Consider the following 19,082-nt stretch of genomic DNA (forward strand, 5'->3'; position numbering starts at 1 on the left):
CCACGGCGATGGCGGCCCGCCTCTTGCTTCCAGGCCGCCCATACACCAGACAGTCCCCGGAGAGAAGAATGCTGCAAGCCTATCGTGAACATGTTGCCGAGCGCGCCGCCCTCGGCATTCCGCCGCTGCCCCTGACGGCCAAGCAGACGGTCGAGCTGATCGAACTGATCAAGAGCGCCAAGGCCGATGCCGACGGCGCGTTCCTGCTGGAACTGCTGACGCACCGCGTCCCGGCGGGCGTGGACGATGCGGCCAAGGTCAAGGCGAGCTACCTGGCGGCCGTGGCGCACGGCACCGAGAAGGCAGCGCTCATCTCGCGCAAGCACGCCACCGAACTGCTCGGCACCATGCTGGGCGGCTACAACATCGGCCCGATGATCGAGATGCTGGCCGATGCCGAAGTGGGCGCGACCGCGGCCGAGGGACTGAAAAAGACGCTGCTGATGTTCGACCAGTTCCACGACGTCAAGGAACTGGCCGAAAAGGGCAATGCCAACGCCCGGGCCGTGCTGCAGAGCTGGGCCGACGCCGAGTGGTTCACCAGCCGGCCGGAAGTGCCGCAGAGCATCACCTTCACCGTGTTCAAGGTGCCGGGCGAGACCAACACCGACGACCTGTCGCCGGCGCCGGACGCCACCACCCGCCCGGACATCCCGATGCACGCCCTGGCGATGCTGAAGAACAAGCGCGACGGCGCGCCCTTCGTGCCCGAGGAAGACGGCAAGCGCGGACCGGTCAAGTTCATCCAGGACCTCGTGGCCCGCGGCCTGCCCGTGGCCTATGTCGGCGACGTGGTCGGCACCGGCTCGTCGCGCAAGTCGGCCACCAACAGCGTGCTGTGGTGGACCGGCGAGGACATTCCCTTCATCCCGAACAAGAAGTTCGGCGGCATCTGCCTGGGCACCAAGATCGCGCCGATCTTCTACAACACGATGGAAGACGCCGGCTCGCTGCCGATCGAGCTCGACGTGAACCAGATGAACATGGGCGACACCATCGAGCTGCGCCCCTACGAAGGCAAGGCCCTGAAGGACGGCCAGGTCATCGCCGAGTTCAAGGTCAAGAGCGACGTGCTGTTCGACGAAGTGCGTGCCGGTGGTCGCATCCCGCTGATCATCGGCCGCGGCCTGACGGCCAAGGCGCGCGAGGCGCTGGGCCTGCCGGCCTCCACCCTGTTCCGCCTGCCGCAGGCGCCGGTCGATTCCGGCAAGGGTTTCTCGCTGGCGCAGAAGATGGTCGGCCGCGCCTGCGGCCTGCCAGAAGGCCAGGGCGTACGCCCCGGCACCTACTGCGAGCCGCGCATGACCAGCGTTGGCAGCCAGGACACCACCGGCCCGATGACCCGCGACGAGCTCAAGGACCTGGCCTGCCTGGGCTTCTCGGCCGATCTGGTCATGCAGTCGTTCTGCCACACGGCCGCCTACCCGAAGAAGGTGGACGTGAAGATGCACCATGAGCTGCCGGACTTCATCAGCACCCGCGGCGGCATTTCGCTGCGCCCCGGCGACGGCGTGATCCACAGCTGGCTCAACCGCCTGCTCACGCCCGACACCGTCGGCACCGGCGGCGACTCGCACACCCGCTTCCCCATCGGCATCAGCTTCCCGGCGGGTTCCGGCCTCGTGGCCTTTGCCGCCGCCACCGGCGTGATGCCGCTGGACATGCCCGAATCGGTTCTGGTGCGCTTCAAGGGCAAGATGCAGCCCGGCGTGACGCTGCGCGACCTGGTCAACGCCATTCCGCTGTACGCCATCAGGCAAGGTCTGCTGACGGTCGAGAAGAAGGGCAAGAAGAACATCTTCTCGGGCCGCATCCTGGAGATCGAAGGTCTGCCCGACCTGAAGGTGGAGCAAGCCTTCGAGCTGTCCGATGCCTCGGCCGAGCGCTCGGCCGCCGGCTGCACGGTGCACCTGAACAAGGAGCCGATCGCCGAGTACATCAACAGCAACATCACGCTGATGAAGTGGATGATCGCCGAAGGCTATGCCGACGCGCGCACCCTGCAGCGCCGCATTGCAGCGCAGGAAGCCTGGCTCAAGGATCCGCAGTTGCTCAAGGCCGACGCCGATGCCGAGTACGCCGCGGTCATCGAGATCGACCTGGCCGACGTGCACGAGCCGATCGTCGCCTGCCCTAACGATCCGGATGACGTGAAGACGCTGTCGGACGTGGCCGGCGCCAAGATCGACGAAGTGTTCATCGGCTCGTGCATGACCAACATCGGCCACTTCCGCGCAGCGTCGAAGCTGCTCGAAGGCAAGCGCGACATTCCGGTCAAGCTGTGGATCGCGCCGCCGACCAAGATGGACGCACAGCAACTGACCGAGGAAGGCCACTACGGCGTCTTCGGCAACGCCGGTGCGCGCACCGAGATGCCCGGCTGCTCGCTGTGCATGGGCAACCAGGCGCAGGTGCGCGAAGGCGCGACGGTGATGTCCACCAGCACCCGCAACTTCCCCAACCGTCTGGGCAAGAACACCAACGTGTACCTGGGCTCGGCCGAGCTGGCCTCGATCTGCTCCAAGCTGGGCAAGATCCCGACCAAGGCCGAGTACATGGCGGACATGGGCGTGCTCAGCGCCAATGGCGACCAGATCTACAAGTACCTCAACTTCGACCAGATCGAGGACTACACCGAGGTGGCAGCGACGGTCTCGGCCTGATCGCCCGTCGTCTACCGCAAAGACCCGCTTCGGCGGGTCTTTTTTTGTCGGGGACGGCCGTGCGGTGCGGCGCGAAACGAAAAAACCCGCCGTGGCGGGTTTCTTTCATTGTGCCGCGCGCAGAGCGCGCCGCGGGGCCCGGTCAGGCCAACTCGGTGTATTTCTCGATCAGGTCCTGGCGGGCTGGTGTCCAGCTCGAGATCATCTCCGCGGTCGGCGTCAGGCACTTCATGTTGTGCTCGACGTTCGATTCGATCCGGACGGTTTCACCGGCCGCCGCCTTGTAAACCCGATCGCCGCTGGTCGCCTCGAACTCACCCGACACGACGACGTTGGTCTCCGTGTGCAGGTGATGGTGAGTGGAAGGGAATCCCGGGCCCGTGAACCAGAGCCTGGCGCTCGTCGCGTCGTCCGAGTACGAGATCACCTGCAGGGTGATGTCGTCGTTGATCTTGTACTTCTTGAACTTGCTTTCCATCGTGTTTTTCCTCCTTGAGTTGAACATGCGCGACGGCAACCCGTGCCGCTGCGCACTTCGAAATTAACACGATCGCCCGGGCAGGCTGCAGGCGAACGCGCCTGCGAGATTCCGGCGTGGGCGCGGTTCAGTCGGCGGCCTTCTTCAGCGCCAGCGCGTTGATGCAGTAGCGCAGGCCCGTCGGCTCCGGGCCGTCCGGGAACACATGGCCGAGGTGGGCGTCGCATACCTGGCAGGTTGCCTCGATGCGGCGCATGCCGTGGCTGTTGTCCATGTGATGGCCCACCACGCCCTCGGTCAGGGGCTGCGTGAAGCTGGGCCAGCCCGAGCGGCTCTTGAATTTCGAGCCGGCGTCGAACAGCGGCGTGTCGCAACAGGCGCATTGGTAGCGCCCGGGCTCGAACAGGCCGCACATGGCCGAACTGTGCGCGGCTTCTGTTCCTTGCTGGCGCGTGATGCGGAACACGTCGGCGTCGAGCGCCTGGCGCCATTCGTCCTGCGTCTTCTCGACGCGGCGCGGCGGGGGCGGATTGCCATGGTTGGCCCACCGGACCACGTCTGCCCAGTTGGGCGTGCCCTTCGGGCTCGAGGACGTTTCGGACTGCGCGCGCTGCAGCATGGACACCGTCTTGTCGACGTCGATGCGGAAGTGGGAGTGGACCACGTTGCCCTGCGGATCGATCAGGATGAACCATGGCGTGCCGCCATTGCCGTAGCGCTGCATCAGCACGGAGCCCGCGCTGCCGGGGCCCGTGCCGTCGTCGTGCCCGAAGGGGATGAGCAGGGCGTAGCGCGCCTGGTCGCGCAGCATGGCGTCGAAGGTGTTGCCCTCCCAGTCTTCGAACACCGTCTGTACGGCGGCAATGCGCAGATTCAGGCCTCGTGTCCGCTCCACCAGCTTGACCAGGCTGGGAAACCCGTGGGTATGGCAGCCGGGACAGGCGTGCTGGAAACAGAAGATCAGCTTGTAGCCGTCGCCCATCTGTTCGAGCCCGTACTGTGCCAGGGGTTGTCCGCTGGGACCTGCCCAGCGCTCGACCCCCAACGGCTGTGCGCGGGGGGCGAAGCCGTCGGCGGTGGCGGCGTAGTCGAGACGTGTATTCATGCTTTTCCTCCTTGATTCATGTCCGGCCAGTGTGGCGCGCAACCCTATGGAGTTTGCGCCGGCCCGGCCGATTGCAAGCCTGGCACGCCGTGACGCCGCGGCCGCCGCGTCATGCGCCGGCAGGGCCGCCCGAGGTTGCCCCGCACGCGTGCATGGCCGCCAGCGCTGAGGCAGTGGCGGTGTCGGCGGGGAAGAACGACTCCACCGCCAGTTCCTGCAGCGTGACGTCGACCGGCGTGCCGAAGATGGTGGTCGTGCTGATGAAGGAAAGCACCGCCTCGCCCACGCGCAACTGCAGCGGCACGACCACCCCGGCCAGGTCGCCGCCTGCCGACGGGGCGTCGGCGCCGGCGGGCGCCGCATACGCTGCCAGTTCGGTGCGCAGGGCGGCCAGGGTTTCGTCGCCGGTGGTCGCCACCTGCTGGTCGAGCCGCTCGAGCAGGTGCGCGCGCCACTGGCCCAGGTTGACGATGCGCGGGGCAAGTCCCTGCGGATGCAGGCTCAGCCGCAAGACATTGACCGGCGGCGCCAGCAGGTCGGTAGCCGCGCCGTCCAGCAGGCGCGGCAGCACGCTGTTGGCTGCCACCAGGTTCCAGTGGCGGTCCACCGCCAGGGCGGGAAAGGGCTCGTGTCCCTTGAGCACCAGCTCGACCGCGCGGCGCGCCGCGGACAGGGCAGGGTCATCCAGCGCCCGCTGGCGGTACATCGGGGCAAAGCCGGCAGCCACCAGCAGCGCATTGCGCTCGCGCAGCGGCACGTCCAGCCGGTTGGCCAGGCGCAGCACCATCTCGCGGCTGGGCATGGCGCGGCCGGTCTCCACGTAGCTGAGGTGGCGGGTCGAGACTTCGGCCTCGTTGGCCAGGTCCAGCTGGCTCAGCCGGCGCTTGTGGCGCCAATGGCGCAGGTGCAGGCCGAAGGGGGCGGTGGCGGCGGGCGATGCAGCGTGTGGGCTCATGGTGCGGATGCTAGGGCCTGCCGTCATGCCGGACATGACCTTGCAGGTCATGCCGGCCCTCGAGCGGTGACGCCCGGACGTCGTCGTTCCCTGCTATCTTCATAGGCATCCGCGGCCCCACGGCCTGCCCAATAAGAAAAGGAGTTGTCCATGACACAGGTTTCGGCGCATGCCTTCGCCGGCACGCTCAAGTCGTTCAAGACGAAGTCCGGCAAGACCGGGCAGTTCTACTCGCTGCCCGAGTTGGCCAAAAAGTATCCCAATGTCGCCCGGCTGCCGGTGTCGCTGCGCATCGTGCTCGAATCGGTGCTGCGCAATTGCGACGGCCAGCGGGTCAGTCCGAAGAACATCGAGGCGCTCGCGCACTGGGCGCCCAACGCCGAGCGGACCGAGGAGATTCCCTTCGTCGTCACGCGCGTGGTGCTGCAGGACTTCACCGGCGTGCCGCTGCTGGCCGACCTGGCCGCCATGCGCAGCGTGGCGCAGGCGCTGGGCAAGTCGCCCAAGACGATCGAGCCGCTGGTGCCGGTGGACCTGGTGGTCGATCACTCGGTGATGGTCGACCACTACGGCACGCCCAAGGCGCTCGACCTGAACATGAAACTGGAGTTCCAGCGCAACAACGAGCGCTACCAGTTCATGAAATGGGGCATGCAGGCTTTCGACACCTTCCGCGTGGTGCCGCCGGGGTTCGGCATCGTGCACCAGGTCAACCTGGAGTACCTGGCGCGCGGCGTCTACAAGAACGCCCAGGAACTGTCCAGGTCGCCGGTGTACTACCCGGATTCGCTGGTCGGGACCGACAGCCACACCACCATGATCAACGGCATCGGCGTGGTCGGGTGGGGAGTGGGCGGCATCGAGGCCGAGGCCGCCATGCTGGGCCAGCCGGTGTACTTCCTCACCCCGGACGTGGTGGGCTTCGAGCTCACCGGCCGGCTGCGCGAGGGTGTCACGGCCACGGACCTGGTGCTGTACGTGACCAACATCCTGCGGGCGCACAAGGTGGTCGGCAAGTTCGTCGAGTTCTTCGGCCCCGGCGCCGCGTCCATCCCCGTGCCGGACCGGGCCACCATCGGCAACATGGCGCCGGAATATGGCGCCACCATGGGCTTCTTCCCGGTGGACGAGGCGACCGTGGAGTACTTCCGCGGCACCGGCCGCACGGACGAGGAAATCGAGCTGTTCGAGGCCTACTACAAGGCCCAGGGCCTGTTCGGCATGCCGGCGCCGGGTGAGCTCAACTACACGCAGATCGTGAAGCTGGATCTCGGCAGCGTCACGCCCAGTCTGGCCGGCCCGAAGCGCCCGCAGGATCGCATCGACCTGGGGGCGCTCGCCCACAAGTTCGCCGACCTGTATAGCCAGCCGGTATCGGCCAACGGATTCGGCCAGCCGGGCGAGCAGTTGCACGCACGCCACCCGTTGACCGCCATCGGCGAGGCGGCCGAGCAGGAGCCGCCATCGCCCAAGCCCGGCGCCCCGATGCCGGTGGTGGAGATGGAGGCGAACCGTCCCACGCCCGCTGCCGCACACGTGGGCGCGACGGCGCCCGGCGCGCCCGGCGCGGCCGTGACCATCGGCAACGGCGACGTGCTGATCGCGGCCATCACCTCCTGCACGAACACCTCCAACCCCAGCGTGATGCTGGCTGCCGGCCTGCTGGCCAAGAAGGCAGTGCTGGCCGGCCTGAAGGTCAAGCCGCACGTGAAGACATCGCTGGCGCCCGGCTCGCGCATCGTCACCGAATACCTGGAAAAGGCCGGCCTGCTGCCTTACCTCGAGAAGCTGGGGTTCTACCTGGCCGGCTACGGCTGCACCACCTGCATCGGCAATGCGGGCGACTTGGCGCCTGAGATCAACGAGGTGATCACCCGCAACAACCTGGTCTGCGCGGCCGTGCTGTCGGGCAACCGCAATTTCGAGGCGCGCATCCATCCCAACCTGAAGGCCAATTTCCTGGCCTCGCCGCCGCTGGTGGTGGCCTACGCCATTGCCGGCAACGTGATGGTCGACCTGATGACCCAGCCGGTCGGGAAGGGCACGGGCGGCAAGGACGTGTACCTGGGCGACATCTGGCCCAGCGCCAAGGAAATCGACGGCAACCTGCGCCTTGCGATGAACGCCAAGGCCTTCCGGGCCAACTACGACAAGGTCCGCGCCGAACCCGGCAAGCTGTGGACCAGCATCAAGGGCGTGACCGGCCAGGTCTACAACTGGCCCAAGTCGACCTACATCGCAGAGCCGCCGTTCTTCGAAGGCTTCGCCATGCAGCCGCCGGCGGCCGATGCCGGCGTCAAGGGTGCGCGCATCATGGCCTTGTTCGGCGATTCGATCACAACCGACCACATTTCGCCGGCCGGCTCGATCAAGGAGGATTCCCCCGCCGGCCGCTGGCTCAAGGAGCACGGCGTGATGAAGGCCGACTTCAACAGTTATGGCTCGCGCCGCGGCAATCACGAGGTGATGATGCGCGGCACCTTCGCCAACGTGCGCATCAAGAACCTGATGATTCCTGCGTTGCCCGACGGCACGCGCGAGGAAGGCGGCGTGACGCTCATGCAGCCGGGCGGCGAAAAGACCTTCATCTACGACGCGGCGCAGAAATACATGGCCGCGGGCGTGCCGACCGTCATCTTCGGCGGCGAGGAGTACGGCACCGGCTCGTCCCGCGACTGGGCGGCCAAGGGTACGCAGTTGCTGGGCATCAAGGCGGTGATCGCGCGCAGCTTCGAGCGCATCCACCGCGCCAACCTCGTGGGCATGGGCGTACTCCCGCTGCAGTTCAAGGGCAACGACTCATGGGAGTCGCTCGGCCTGCGCGGCAGCGAAGTGATCGATGTGGTGGTGGACGGCGAGATCGAGCCCCAGATGGACGTTCGCCTGATGATCCACCGCGCCGGCGGCGCCGTCCAGGAGGTGGCCGTGCGGCTGCGCATCGACACGCCGATCGAGGTCGACTACTACCGCCACGGCGGCATCCTGCCGTTCGTGCTGCGCCAGTTGCTGGCGGGCTGACCGCCAGCGTCGCCTCCGGGCGCCTCTGCCGGCTCCGGCCGAGGCGCGCCTCCGACTGGGACGGGCCGGGCGCCTTCGTCTTCTGACCGCCCTGTCCGGGCGCCTTGCCCGGGCCGGGGTGGGGGCCTTGCCCTGGCCGGGCCAATGGCCTCGCATTCCCTCGGGAACTCTTTTCGAGAATAATTCTCATTTTCTGCATCATGAGAAGAGCCCGCGGGTGAAGATGACAACATTGAACGGTACCGCCGTGGCCACGTTGAGCCTCGACCAGCTCCCCATCCGCCAGTGGGCCACGGTACTCGACGTGGAACGCCGCGACGACCCCGAACTGCGCGAGTTGGCGCTGCGCCTGACCGAGATCGGTTTCGTGCCCGGCGAAGCCGTGTGCATCATGGCCACCGGCGTGCCCGGTCGCGAACCGCTGGCGATCCGCCTGGGACACTCCACCTTTGCATTGCGCCGCCACGAGGCGGCATTGATTCACGTCACGCCGGGAGCCGAGCATCATGGCTGAAGCAATCGCCGGCAACCTGCAGGCTGCGTCGCGAATCGCGCTGCTGGGAAATCCCAACTGCGGCAAGACCGCCTTGTTCAACTTGCTGACAGGCAGCCGGCAGAAGGTGGCCAACTATGCCGGCGTAACGGTCGAGCGCAAGGAAGGCCTGCTGCGCACGCCGTCGGGCCGCAGCGTCTTCGTGCTCGACCTCCCTGGTGCCTACAGCCTCAATCCGCTCAGCCCGGACGAGGCCGTGACGCGCGACGTCGTCACCGGCCGCAGCCAGGAAGCCATGCCCGACCTGCTGGTGTGCGTGACCGACGCCACCAATCTGCGCCTGAACCTGCGCCTGGTGCTCGAGGCGCGCGCGCTTGGGCTGCCCATGGTGGTGGCGCTCAACATGAGCGACATGGCCCGCAAGCAGGGCATCGCCGTCGACCGCGCCGTGCTCGAGCGCGAACTCGGTGTGCCGGTGATCGAGACGGTGGGCGTCACCGCGGGCGGTGCCAGCGGCCTGTTGGCGGCGCTCGACGCGCCTGTGGAGCAGGCGCGGCCTTCCACGTGGAAGGCGCCCGGCTTCGAAGACGTGCTGGCCACGCAGCGCGAAGTGCGACGCATTCTGGCCGCCGCCGTACGCGAGCCCGTCGGCAGCCTGGCCACCAGCGACCGCATCGACCGCGTCGTCCTCCACCCGGTGTGGGGCATGCTGGTGCTGGCTGCCGCCATGTTCCTGATGTTCCAGGCCGTGTTCAGCTGGGCAGCCGTGCCCATGGACGCCATCGACGGCGCGACCTCGGCCGTGGGCGGATGGCTGCAGTCGGTCATGCCCGAGGGCATGCTGCGCAGCCTGCTGGTGGACGGCGTCATCGCCGGCGCTGGCGGCGTGATCATCTTCCTGCCGCAGATCCTGATCCTGTTCCTGTTCATCCTGGCCCTGGAGGATTCGGGCTACCTGCCGCGGGCAGCCTTCCTGCTCGACCGGCTGATGGGCACCGTGGGCCTGTCCGGGCGCTCGTTCATCCCCCTGCTGTCGAGCTTTGCCTGCGCCATTCCGGGCGTGATGGCGGCGCGATCCATCAGCAACTGGCGCGATCGCCTGGTCACGATCATGATCGCCCCGCTCATGACCTGCTCGGCGCGGCTGCCGGTGTACGCGCTGCTGATCGCCGCGTTCATCCCCGAGCGCACGGTCGGAGGGCTGTTCAACCTGCAGGGCCTGGTGCTGTTCGCCCTCTACGTATTCGGCATCGTCTCGGCGATGGCCGTGGCCTGGACGGCCAAGCTGTTCCGCGGCACCGCGCAGCGTTCGCCGCTGATGATGGAACTGCCAGCCTACCGCTGGCCCAGCGTGCGCAACCTGCTGGTGGGGCTGTACGAGCGCGCCTGGATCTTCCTGCGCCGCGTCGGCACCATCATCCTGAGCCTGACCATCGTGCTGTGGTTCCTGTCGACCTTCCCGTCGCCGCCCGAGGGCGCTACCGGACCGGCCATCGAGTACAGCCTGGCGGGCATGCTGGGGCGCGGGCTCGAGCACGTCTTCGCGCCCATCGGCTTCAACTGGCAGATTTCCATCGCGCTGGTGCCGGGCATGGCCGCGCGCGAGGTGGCGGTGGGTGCACTGGGCACCGTCTACGCGCTGTCGGCCACCGGAGACGACGTCGCCGGCCAGCTGCAGCCGCTGATCGCCCAGACCTGGAGCCTGGCCACCGCGCTTTCGCTGCTGGTGTGGTTCGTGTTCGCGCCGCAGTGCTTGTCCACGCTGGCGGCAGTGAAACGCGAAACCAATTCCTGGCGCTATGTCTGGATCATGGCAGGCTACCTGTTCGGACTGGCCTACGTTGCCTGTTTCATCACCTACCGCATCGCGCTGGCCATGGGAGCCGGCTGATCCATTCGCCATGATTCAAGAAGTCATCGTCGCCCTGATCGTTCTCGTGGCCGGGCTCTACCTGGCCTGGCGCTGGATGCCCGCGCGGTGGCGCCGTGCCGCGGCAGGGCAGGTGGCTGCAGGATCGCAGCGGACCGGCCTGGTCGATGCCGAGCAGGCCGACCGGCTCGCGCGGTCGCTCGCCAAGAGCAGCGGGTGCGGCGCCTGCGACAGTTGCGCCCCCACCTGCGCCAGCAAGGGCGGCGGCGCGGACGCCACGGACCCCGCGCACCCCGCCAAGGGACGCGCCGCGCAGACCGAAGTGCGGTTCATGCGCCTGCCCTGAAACGCGCGCATGTCGGCCCACATCCTGGTGGCCGGTGGCGGCATCGGCGGCCTGGCGGCGGCAGTGGCGCTGGCGCGACGAGGCCATCGCGTCGAAGTGCTCGAGCGCGCAGTGGAATTCGCCGAGGTCGGCGCCGGCATCCAACTCGGCCCGAACGTCACCCGTCGCCTGCGCGCGCTCGACCTGCTGGACGACGTCGGCGCATTGGCGGCCACTCCGCAAGGCCTGGCCGTCCGGAGCGCCGATGATGGCCGACTGCTGGCGCGCATGCCGCTCGGCGCCGAGGCGCAACGCAAGTACGGCAGTCCCTACCTTTGCATCCACCGCGCCGACCTGCACCGGGTGCTGCTCGGCGCGGCGCAGGCGCGCGCCGGCGTCACGCTGAACACCGGCGCCGGCATCATCCATGCAGCCGACCACGGCGCCAGGGTGACCGTGGCCACCGACGACATGCGGGCCTGGGAAGGCGACGCGCTGGTCGGCGCCGACGGCTTGTGGAGCACGGTGCGCCAGCGAGTGGTGCAGGCATCGGCGCCGCCGCGTGCGACCGGGCACACGGCCTGGCGGGCCTTGTGCGCCATGGAGGCGCTCCCGTCCGGACTGCGCAGCCCGGACGTGCAGGTCTGGCTCGGCGAGCGCATGCATGCCGTTGCCTACCCGGTGCAACGCGCAGAAGGCTTCAACCTTGTCGTGCTGACCGAGAACGAGCCGCGCACCGCCACCACCGATCCGCGAAGCTGGGATCAACAGGCCAACCTGGATGCATTGCACCGCGCCATCGCATGCCTGTGTGGTGGGCTGCGGGCACTGATCGAGGCCATGCCGCAATGGCGCGCATGGCATCTGCATGATCGATCGCCGCTTCAGGGGCCGCAGGACATGGCGCGTGAGCGCATCGCGCTGCTCGGCGACGCAGCGCACCCGATGCTGCCGTACCTCGCCCAAGGCGCCGGCATGGCCATCGAAGATGCGGTGGAGCTGGCCCAGCACACCAAGGACGCCGACGCCGCCGCACTGCCTGCGGCCTTTGCGCGCTACGCCGCCGCGCGCTGGCAGCGCAATGCGCAAGTGCAGCGGCGCGCTCGCGCCAACGCCACCATCTTCCACGCCGGCGGCGCGTTGCGCCTGGCGCGCGACAGCGCGATGCGCCTGTTGGGCGCGCGCCTGCTGGACGCGCCGTGGCTGTATCGCCAGTAGACGTCCAAGCGCCTTCACGGCGCAATGCACGCAAAGCAGAAACGATGTTTGTGTGTCGGTGAGCGCAAACCGATGCGGATGGTTGAGCGCTATGCACGCAGCGCTGCAGCCGATAGCATCGAATAGGGCGGCCGCGCGTCGCCGCAAGAGGCTGGGAAGGGAGGTCACGATCACCACACAGACATCGGATTCGTGTGCGCCGACGCCGTGCGCATCCGCACTGCGTCGTGTCGCCGCGTCGATGTTGTTCTCGGTAGCAGCATTGGCACTGACGGCGTGCGCGCATCAAGCCGGATCGGCCGCTGCGGCATCCACATCCAGCACAACAGGAGCCGGCACCATGCCCGACACAGAAGTCATCAAACCTTCGAGATTCAATGCCGAACAGGTGCTGCGCCAACTGCTGGAACTCATTCGCTCCAGTGAGTCAGTTGAAGACTTCACGCCCGAGCGACTGGAAGGCATGGAAGGCGGTCCAGTGAAGTACTGGGAGGAGGGCTACGGCGTCGGGGCGTGGCTCACGCAACATTGGACATACGTGATCGAAGTGCAAAAGGCGCTTGGTACATGGGGATTGACATTTCGGTTCGCACATCGTCCCGGTGCATCGCCACCGATGACGGACATCTGCAAACTGGACTTCGCTGGGTTCGCAACCGAGCTGGAAGCATTGGGCTATGAGCACGAATCCCATTACGACTCGGCTCCTCCTTCCGCCGCGCCAAGGCCGCTGCCTGACGGAAGGACCTACCGCCCACCGCCGCGCCCTGAACACGGCAGGTTGCTTTACGAGTATTTCCGTCCCACGTCCGGACGGCGGGGATTTGCAATCAAGGTCATTCCTAGGGGCGAATCGTCGGACAACGCCAAGCATCAATGTGTCCAGTCGGTATGGATCGACTGATCAAAAAAGAAAGGGAGCGCGTCGTGTCTGAGCTCCATCCGGCAGCGCGGCTTATCCTGGACGACTTCGCTCGTCATCCAGCGGTTACGGCGGATCAGGTAAGCAATCTTCGCGCAATTCTTGATCAATCGCCAGAACTTGCGCGCCAGTTGAACGAGTCGGCGCGGCTGGGGTATTTGCGCGGGTTCGCCGGCCTGAACGATCCACATGCAGGGGGCGCCTTTCATCCGGAAGACAAGAGCATTCATCTGTCCCTTGCCTCACTCACCACGCCGAAATTGCAGCCCTACGAGTCAGGGGAGGCCATCTTCGTCCTCGGGCACGAATTGCAACATGCATTTAACGCCGACGGCCAAGCGAAGAGGGCCCGCGAGTTCGAGGATTCAGCGCAAGCCATCGCGCAAAGCGACGCTACCGTTCATGACTACACGGCAGTACTTGCAGCACGTCTGGCCGGCCATCGTCGTGATGAAGCGGCAGCGGAGATTGCAGGTTGGAACGCTGTGGTGAGTGCCATCAAGAAAGGCAGTTCAGAGCCGTCCTTGAGAAGTGTTTTCAGAATGGCGCCATCTCGTGTTTCAGATTTTCTTGAAAGAAGTCTGGGGCCGGGCGATGCCGGCCGCACCCCGAAATCCAACCTGGCCCTGAACTCGGATCTGACAATCACGCCTACCCGTGAGAACGTGGAAGCCATGGGGAGAAACTATTTCGACAAGAAAGCTACGGCGACCCGCCTAGGCTTTCACGGCAATTCAGACTACGTCAACTACTACGCCGCAAGCGCAATCGGATGGATCGTGCAGATGGAAGCTGCTTACGCCAGTTCCAGGGGCGGCGTCATGCCCCATATCGCCATTGACATGGCGCTTCTTGGCCTTTCCGAAAAGTTGCTTGAAGAAAACGGCCTTGACCTGGGGGATGACAGCCTTCGCATGCCCTATCTCGATCTGAGCGGCTCCCCTCCGGAACGGCAGCATTTCGATCACACGCACGAGACCCACGAGTACCGTCCCGCGACGCGTCATCGGAACGGAAAAGCGTCCAGCGCACAGGAATCGCCGCCACCGAACGACCAGGGCGATTTGTCCCCGACGCAGGACATAGGCGCCTACATGGACAGGATGCTCCAGGCGGCTGTATCGGGAGACGATGCAATGTTCCGCAAGATGACGCAGGCATTGGCGGACCTGCCGGCCGGCCGCGCATCGACGGCGCAGGCGAAGGCCGATGTGGATATGCAGGAGTTATTGGCCGCGCAGCAATGGCGGCAACAGCAGCGCAACCGGCAAATGGAGGCGCTAGGCAATGAGGCAGCGGTGATGCCCGTGCACAGGTAATCGGGAGAAAGAGGAAGCAGAGAATGGACGACCAATCCGTCGCCAGCTTGGTCAGCCGCATGGCCGCGCTGGTCGAGACGTTCGATCGCCGCTGCGTGCACACCAGCGAGCAACTGCGCGAGGTTGTGAAGGCCGTGCCGGGTGCAGTGAAGCAAAGCGCTGACGAGCAACTTCGGGCGCTGCCGCGCGAAGTGGTCGACAGTGTACGCACCGGCATCGGGCAGCCCGTCGCTGCCTACGAACAGCGCCTGCGTCTCGCGGGCGAGCAACTGCAGCGGGCATCGCAGGCGCTGGCCGCCCAGGTTCAGCGCGCGGAGTCGCTTCACCGACATCTGGTGTGGAAGATGGTTGCCACGACGCTGGGCGGTCTGGTGCTGCTGTGGGGAGGAGGCGCCTGGCTTTCAACGCACTACTACCGTGAGATCAGCCGCAACCAGATCTCGGCGGAATTGCTCCAGGCATACAACCGGGCTGATGTGACCCTGTGCGGCGATCAGTTGTGCGCCAAAGTGAATGGCAAGGACAAGCGCTTTGGCGCGTACTTGCCTGTCAAACCGCGTTGACGCGACGCCACTAGAGCGCAAAGTCGCGCAGATGCGCGATGCGCTCGGCCAGCACTTCGCCGGATTGCGGCGGCGCCGCTTCGCGGCGTGCGTCGTCCAGGCTGGTTTCGAGGTCGCGCAGGAGTTCGGCGCGAACGGCATCGAAGGCTTCGCTCAGGTCGTCGTGGGTGCGGGCATAGGCTTGGGCGATCTCGCGTGCCGCCGCCGGTGCGCCGAATGCCACGCAGCGCGCCATGGCCTGCACGCCGGGGCGGGCGCCGCGCGCCAGCAGTTCGCGTGTCAGTTCAGGCGATATCGCGCCCTCGACGGCATCGAGCGCGTCCACGCTGACAGGCGCGCCGGCCGCCACCAGGGCGGACGCGGCTTCGTAGGCGCCGTGCGCCAGCGCCAGGTCCACCGGCAGGGCGCTGCCATGCAGCGGCGCGTCGAAGCGCATGCCGGCCGTGGCGAGTTCGTTCACCAGGCCGGCGTCGTCGCTCGCCACCGCATGGCGCAGCGCCACCTGGCGTACCAGCTCCGGCTGCTCGGCAAGGCGGCCTTCGGCAAGGGGCGAGCGCCAGTCGACCAACGCGCGGCGGTAGAAATCGACCACCTTGTCGCACAGGTCGAGGTCGAGTCCTTGGTCCCCGTGGCGCTCGTCCAGATAGTCGAGCAGGGCCTGCCCCGTGAAATAGTCGCCGGCCGGGGCCAGCGGGTCTTCGCCCAGGTGCAACGCGGCGAAGGCGCTTTCGAGATCGGCCGCGACCGTGGCCAACCCGTCCTCGTGCATGGCGTGCGGCCACGCGGCCGGCAGTCCTTGCTTCCACGCGAGCACGTGGCCGGCCTGATGCTGCGGAGCGGTCACGACGTAGAGGCGATCGGTGTCCTCGAAGCCGCCGATCGGCAGGGCGGCAAGCTGTCCGGGTGCCGCGGCGCCGGCGGGCGGGTCGATGCCATGCTCGCGCTCCCACACCAGCCAGCCGGGCAGGTCGCGCATGCCCTGGGCGCCATGGCCGAACAGTTCGGCGATATTGACCGGCTCTTCGCAGCCGTTCATGCGCACCGTCAGGTCGTAGTCGAGCGCGCCGCCGTCGGTCAGGCGCCACAAGGCGAGCAGTGCGGGCGGCAGCGGGCCGGCGGCGGCAGCTTCGATGGCCGCCAACTGCTGCGCGCTCATCGGTGCGGCCGCATCGAAGATGACGCGGCCGGCAAAGATCACGATGCCGTGCGCGCGCAGTTGAGCCAGTTCGTCGGAAGTAAAGAACGCGTCGTCCATGCGAGGCCTCCAGGCAGGGCGCGCCGCGTCGGCACGCGAGTGTTCTACAAATCGGTGCGAAGCTTCCAGATCTCCGGAAACAGCACCACGTCGAGCATCTTGCGCAGATAGCTTACCCCGCCAGTGCCGCCGGTGCCGCGCTTGAAGCCGATCACCCGTTCCACCGTGGTGACGTGACGGAAGCGCCAGAGCCGGAAAGCGTCTTCGATGTCGGTGAGCTTCTCTCCGAGCTGGTAGAGGTCCCAATGCGCCTGCGGATCGCGATAGACCGACAGCCACGCGGCCTCGACGCCGTCGCTGGCCTCGTACGGCGCCGTCCAGTCGCGTTGCACGCGGTCGGCCGGTACCGGAAGGCCGTGGCGCGCCAGCAGCCGCAGCGCTTCGTCGTAGAGCGACGGCGCGCGCCAGGCGGCTTCGACCATCGCGAGCAGGTCGGGCCGGTGCGCATGGGGCTTGAGCATGGCCGGGTTCTTGTTGCCGAGCATGAACTCGATGCAGCGGTACTGCGCGCTCTGGAATCCGCTGGAGCTGGCCAGGTACGGCCGCATCGCCGTGTACTCGGGCGGCGTCATGGTCGACAGCACCGACCAGGCGCCCACCAGCTGCTCCATGATCCGGCTGACCCGGGCCAGCATCTTGAAAGCGTCGGGCAGGCGGTCGTCGCGGATGCAGCCGATGGCGGCGCGCAGTTCGTGCACCATCAGCTTCATCCACAGTTCGCTGGTCTGGTGCTGGATGATGAACAGCATCTCGTCGTGCGCCGGCGACAGCGGATGCTGCGCGCCGAGCACCTGGTCCAGGTGCAGGTAGTCGCCGTAGCTCATCGAGGCGCTGAAGTCGAGCTGCGCCTTCTCTTCCTCGACGATGCGCTCCGGGGCGCCCTTGTCGGTTGTGTTGTTCATGTGACGGCGTTGACCTGGTTGAACTCGTCGCGGCGCCATTCGTCATGCTCGAGCACCTGCACCAGGTGATCGACCGCGCGCCACACGTCCTCGAAGCCGAGATACAGCGGCGTGAAACCGAAGCGCAGGATGTCAGGCGTGTGCGCATCGCCGGCACGATAGTCGCCGATCACGCCGCGTGCGATCAGGGCCTGGACGATGGCGTAGGCCTGCGTCGGCGACTGCGCGGCGGTGAGCGACAGGCACACCTGCGAGCCGCGCCGTGCATGCTCGCGCGGCGTGACCAGCGTGAAGCGGCCCGGGCAACGCGCTTCGACCAGCGCGATGAAGGCGTCCGTCAGGGCAAGGGACTTGCTCCGCAGCGCGGCCATGCCGCCCATCGGCTCGGCCGCCAGCATGCTGTCGAGTCCGCATTCGAGCGCGCTGAGCGAGAGGATGGGCTGCGTACCGCACAGGTAGCGCCCGATCCCTGGCGCCGGGCGGTAGTGCGGGGTGAATTCGAACGGGGCCGCGTGTCCCCACCAACCCGACAGCGGCTGGCGGAACCGGTCCGCGTGGCGGGTGTTCACCCAGACGAAGGCTGGTGCGCCGGGGCCGCCGTTGAGGTACTTGTAGCCGCAGCCGATCGCGAAGTCGGCCCGGCTGTCGTTCAGCGCCACCGGAACGGCGCCGGCGCTGTGCGCCAGGTCCCACACCGTCAGCGCCCCGGCCGCGTGCGCGGCAGCGGTGACGGCGGCCATGTCGTGCATGGCACCGGTGCGGTAGTTGACGTGGGTCAGCATCAGCACCGCCACGGTGTCGTCGAGCACGCGCGGCAGCTCGCCTTCGTCGATCAGCCGCAGTTCGAGCCCGTGCATCTCGCACAGCGATTCGGCAATGTACAGGTCGGTCGGGAAGTTGCTGCGTTCGCTCACTACGAGGTGGCGGCGCGGGTCGGCCTTGGCTTGCGCAATGGCGGCGAACAGCACCTTGTACAGATTGATCGAGGTGCTGTCGGTGCACACCACCTCGCCGGGCGCGGCGCCGATGAGGCGGGCCACCTTGTCGCCCAGGCGTTGCGGCAGGTCGAACCAGGAGGCGGTGTTCCAGGAGCGGATGAGGCCGTCGCCCCACTCCTGCCGCACGGCCTCGGCCATGCGCGCCGGGGCGGCGGCCGGCAGTACGCCCAGCGAATTGCCATCCAGGTAGATCACGCCTGGCGGCAGGATGAAATGTGCGCGCAACGCGGCGAGCGGATCTTGCGCGTCGAGGCGCTGGCTGTCCTGAAGGTTCATGCGAGGGGCTGCTTGGAGGAGGAGAGAAGGAGTTCGCGCAGCACGGCGCGCACCGGCGACGCGTCGGCCTGCGTCAATCGCAGCGGCAGGGCTATGAGTTCGTAGTCGCCCTCGGGAACCGCATCGAGCACGAGGTTTTCCAGCACGCGCAGCCCGCGCCGCCGGATCACCTGGTGGCTGTCCAGCCGCTTGCTGTCGGCCGGATCGATGCTGGCGGTGTCGATGCCGACCAGGCGCACGCCGCGGTCGGCCAGCGCCTCGATGGTCTCCGGCGCATACCCAGCCAGCTGCGGATCCCATCGCTCGACCGGCATGCGCGTGTAGGTGCGCACCAGCACCCGAGCGGGCAGTGCGTCATCGACGGCATGTGCGATGTGCCGCCATTCGACGAGCGGGCCGCAGTCGATGGCGTGGATGACGCGGCACGGGCCGAGAAACGGCGCCAGATCGAGTTCGCCGATGGCCGCACCTTCGGGGTCGTAGTGCAGGGGCGCATCCGCGTGGGCGCCCACATGCGGCGACAGCGTGATTTCGCTGACGTTGACCGGGCAGCCCGGACCGAGGGTGGCGGCCCATCGCTGGCGATAGGGCGTGTCGCCGGGAAACACCGGCGCCGTGTCGTGCACCGGCGGCGATATATCCCACAGGCGAGGTGGAGCGGAAGAAGACATGGCGCCAAAGGTAGCGCCGACGCGCGGGGCGTGGTGTCGGTTATTTCCAAC

16 protein-coding genes are annotated in these 19,082 nt (G+C 67.2%); 9 read left to right on the forward strand and 7 right to left on the reverse strand.

Annotated features, from left to right (window positions below):
* Window positions 1-68 precede the first annotated feature (68 nt).
* Complete coding sequence (locus tag VES41_RS15645) at window positions 69-2,663, forward strand: bifunctional aconitate hydratase 2/2-methylisocitrate dehydratase (protein WP_324818749.1); 2,595 nt, start codon at window positions 69-71, stop codon at window positions 2,661-2,663.
* A 142-nt stretch (window positions 2,664-2,805) separates the two neighbouring features.
* Here VES41_RS15645 and VES41_RS15650 read toward each other — a convergent pair whose 3' ends face one another.
* From VES41_RS15650 to VES41_RS15660, 3 genes are all read right to left on the reverse strand, one after another.
* Complete coding sequence (locus tag VES41_RS15650; RefSeq protein WP_324818751.1) at window positions 2,806-3,141, reverse strand: cupin domain-containing protein; 336 nt, start codon at window positions 3,139-3,141, stop codon at window positions 2,806-2,808.
* A 127-nt stretch (window positions 3,142-3,268) separates the two neighbouring features.
* Complete coding sequence (gene msrB, locus VES41_RS15655) at window positions 3,269-3,760, reverse strand: peptide-methionine (R)-S-oxide reductase MsrB (protein ID WP_414719164.1); 492 nt, start codon at window positions 3,758-3,760, stop codon at window positions 3,269-3,271.
* Between the two features lie 595 nt (window positions 3,761-4,355).
* Window positions 4,356-5,201, reverse strand: coding sequence for a helix-turn-helix transcriptional regulator (locus VES41_RS15660; protein ID WP_324818754.1), 846 nt, complete (start codon window positions 5,199-5,201; stop codon window positions 4,356-4,358).
* 150 nt (window positions 5,202-5,351) lie between these two features.
* On the opposite strand from VES41_RS15660, the gene VES41_RS15665 reads away from it, so the two are divergent.
* From VES41_RS15665 to VES41_RS15700, 8 genes are all read left to right on the forward strand, one after another.
* Window positions 5,352-8,219 (forward strand): aconitate hydratase, encoded by a 2,868-nt coding sequence (locus VES41_RS15665; RefSeq protein ID WP_324818756.1) that lies wholly within the window; start codon window positions 5,352-5,354, stop codon window positions 8,217-8,219.
* Between the two features lie 223 nt (window positions 8,220-8,442).
* On the forward strand, window positions 8,443-8,733 hold the full coding sequence (locus VES41_RS15670) for a FeoA family protein (protein WP_324818758.1): 291 nt from the start codon (window positions 8,443-8,445) through the stop codon (window positions 8,731-8,733).
* Window positions 8,726-10,603 (forward strand): ferrous iron transporter B, encoded by a 1,878-nt coding sequence (feoB, locus tag VES41_RS15675; RefSeq protein ID WP_324818761.1) that lies wholly within the window; start codon window positions 8,726-8,728, stop codon window positions 10,601-10,603. Before VES41_RS15670 ends, feoB begins: the two co-directional genes overlap by 8 nt.
* Before the next feature lie 10 nt (window positions 10,604-10,613).
* A complete protein-coding gene (locus VES41_RS15680; protein WP_324818764.1) occupies window positions 10,614-10,928 on the forward strand; it encodes a DUF6587 family protein in 315 nt (104 codons plus the stop codon).
* Between the two features lie 9 nt (window positions 10,929-10,937).
* Window positions 10,938-12,125, forward strand: a complete 1,188-nt coding sequence (locus VES41_RS15685) for an FAD-dependent monooxygenase (RefSeq protein ID WP_324818766.1) — start codon at window positions 10,938-10,940, stop codon at window positions 12,123-12,125.
* A gap of 340 nt (window positions 12,126-12,465) precedes the next feature.
* Entirely contained in the window at window positions 12,466-13,029 is a 564-nt protein-coding gene (locus VES41_RS15690; RefSeq protein ID WP_324818770.1) for a hypothetical protein, read from the forward strand.
* Window positions 13,017-14,366, forward strand: coding sequence for a hypothetical protein (locus tag VES41_RS15695; RefSeq protein ID WP_324818773.1), 1,350 nt, complete (start codon window positions 13,017-13,019; stop codon window positions 14,364-14,366). The genes VES41_RS15690 and VES41_RS15695 overlap by 13 nt, the downstream gene beginning before the upstream one ends.
* A gap of 23 nt (window positions 14,367-14,389) precedes the next feature.
* Complete coding sequence (locus tag VES41_RS15700) at window positions 14,390-14,929, forward strand: hypothetical protein (protein ID WP_324818776.1); 540 nt, start codon at window positions 14,390-14,392, stop codon at window positions 14,927-14,929.
* Window positions 14,930-14,939: 10 nt separating this feature from the next.
* Here VES41_RS15700 and VES41_RS15705 read toward each other — a convergent pair whose 3' ends face one another.
* The 4 genes from VES41_RS15705 to kynB are packed head-to-tail and all read right to left on the reverse strand — an operon-like array spanning window position 14,940 to window position 19,031.
* Complete coding sequence (locus VES41_RS15705; protein ID WP_324818778.1) at window positions 14,940-16,184, reverse strand: SMI1/KNR4 family protein; 1,245 nt, start codon at window positions 16,182-16,184, stop codon at window positions 14,940-14,942.
* Between the two features lie 44 nt (window positions 16,185-16,228).
* Entirely contained in the window at window positions 16,229-17,086 is an 858-nt protein-coding gene (gene kynA / locus VES41_RS15710) for a tryptophan 2,3-dioxygenase (RefSeq protein ID WP_324818781.1), read from the reverse strand.
* Window positions 17,083-18,360, reverse strand: a complete 1,278-nt coding sequence (kynU, locus tag VES41_RS15715; protein WP_324818784.1) for a kynureninase — start codon at window positions 18,358-18,360, stop codon at window positions 17,083-17,085. The genes kynA and kynU overlap by 4 nt, the downstream gene beginning before the upstream one ends.
* Complete coding sequence (gene kynB / locus VES41_RS15720) at window positions 18,357-19,031, reverse strand: arylformamidase (RefSeq protein WP_324818787.1); 675 nt, start codon at window positions 19,029-19,031, stop codon at window positions 18,357-18,359. Before kynB ends, kynU begins: the two co-directional genes overlap by 4 nt.
* Window positions 19,032-19,082: the final 51 nt, after the last annotated feature.

Source organism: Variovorax sp., from assembly GCF_035634955.1.
Lineage (GTDB): Bacteria > Pseudomonadota > Gammaproteobacteria > Burkholderiales > Burkholderiaceae_C > Variovorax.

What these genes read in the sequence shown, in the direction of transcription:
- VES41_RS15670 (WP_324818758.1), top strand. Translation starts at nt 8,443, where the DNA reads ATGACAACATTGAACGGTACCGCCGTGGCCACGTTGAGCCTCGACCAG.
- kynB (WP_324818787.1), bottom strand. Translation starts at nt 19,031, where the DNA reads ATGTCTTCTTCCGCTCCACCTCGCCTGTGGGATATATCGCCGCCGGTG.
- VES41_RS15650 (WP_324818751.1), bottom strand. Translation starts at nt 3,141, where the DNA reads ATGGAAAGCAAGTTCAAGAAGTACAAGATCAACGACGACATCACCCTG.
- msrB (WP_414719164.1), bottom strand. Translation starts at nt 3,760, where the DNA reads ATGCTGCAGCGCGCGCAGTCCGAAACGTCCTCGAGCCCGAAGGGCACG.
- VES41_RS15645 (WP_324818749.1), top strand. Translation starts at nt 69, where the DNA reads ATGCTGCAAGCCTATCGTGAACATGTTGCCGAGCGCGCCGCCCTCGGC.
- VES41_RS15690 (WP_324818770.1), top strand. Translation starts at nt 12,466, where the DNA reads ATGCCCGACACAGAAGTCATCAAACCTTCGAGATTCAATGCCGAACAG.
- VES41_RS15705 (WP_324818778.1), bottom strand. Translation starts at nt 16,184, where the DNA reads ATGGACGACGCGTTCTTTACTTCCGACGAACTGGCTCAACTGCGCGCG.
- VES41_RS15660 (WP_324818754.1), bottom strand. Translation starts at nt 5,201, where the DNA reads ATGAGCCCACACGCTGCATCGCCCGCCGCCACCGCCCCCTTCGGCCTG.
- VES41_RS15680 (WP_324818764.1), top strand. Translation starts at nt 10,614, where the DNA reads ATGATTCAAGAAGTCATCGTCGCCCTGATCGTTCTCGTGGCCGGGCTC.
- VES41_RS15685 (WP_324818766.1), top strand. Translation starts at nt 10,938, where the DNA reads ATGTCGGCCCACATCCTGGTGGCCGGTGGCGGCATCGGCGGCCTGGCG.
- feoB (WP_324818761.1), top strand. Translation starts at nt 8,726, where the DNA reads ATGGCTGAAGCAATCGCCGGCAACCTGCAGGCTGCGTCGCGAATCGCG.
- VES41_RS15700 (WP_324818776.1), top strand. Translation starts at nt 14,390, where the DNA reads ATGGACGACCAATCCGTCGCCAGCTTGGTCAGCCGCATGGCCGCGCTG.
- kynA (WP_324818781.1), bottom strand. Translation starts at nt 17,086, where the DNA reads ATGAACAACACAACCGACAAGGGCGCCCCGGAGCGCATCGTCGAGGAA.
- VES41_RS15695 (WP_324818773.1), top strand. Translation starts at nt 13,017, where the DNA reads ATGGATCGACTGATCAAAAAAGAAAGGGAGCGCGTCGTGTCTGAGCTC.
- kynU (WP_324818784.1), bottom strand. Translation starts at nt 18,360, where the DNA reads ATGAACCTTCAGGACAGCCAGCGCCTCGACGCGCAAGATCCGCTCGCC.
- VES41_RS15665 (WP_324818756.1), top strand. Translation starts at nt 5,352, where the DNA reads ATGACACAGGTTTCGGCGCATGCCTTCGCCGGCACGCTCAAGTCGTTC.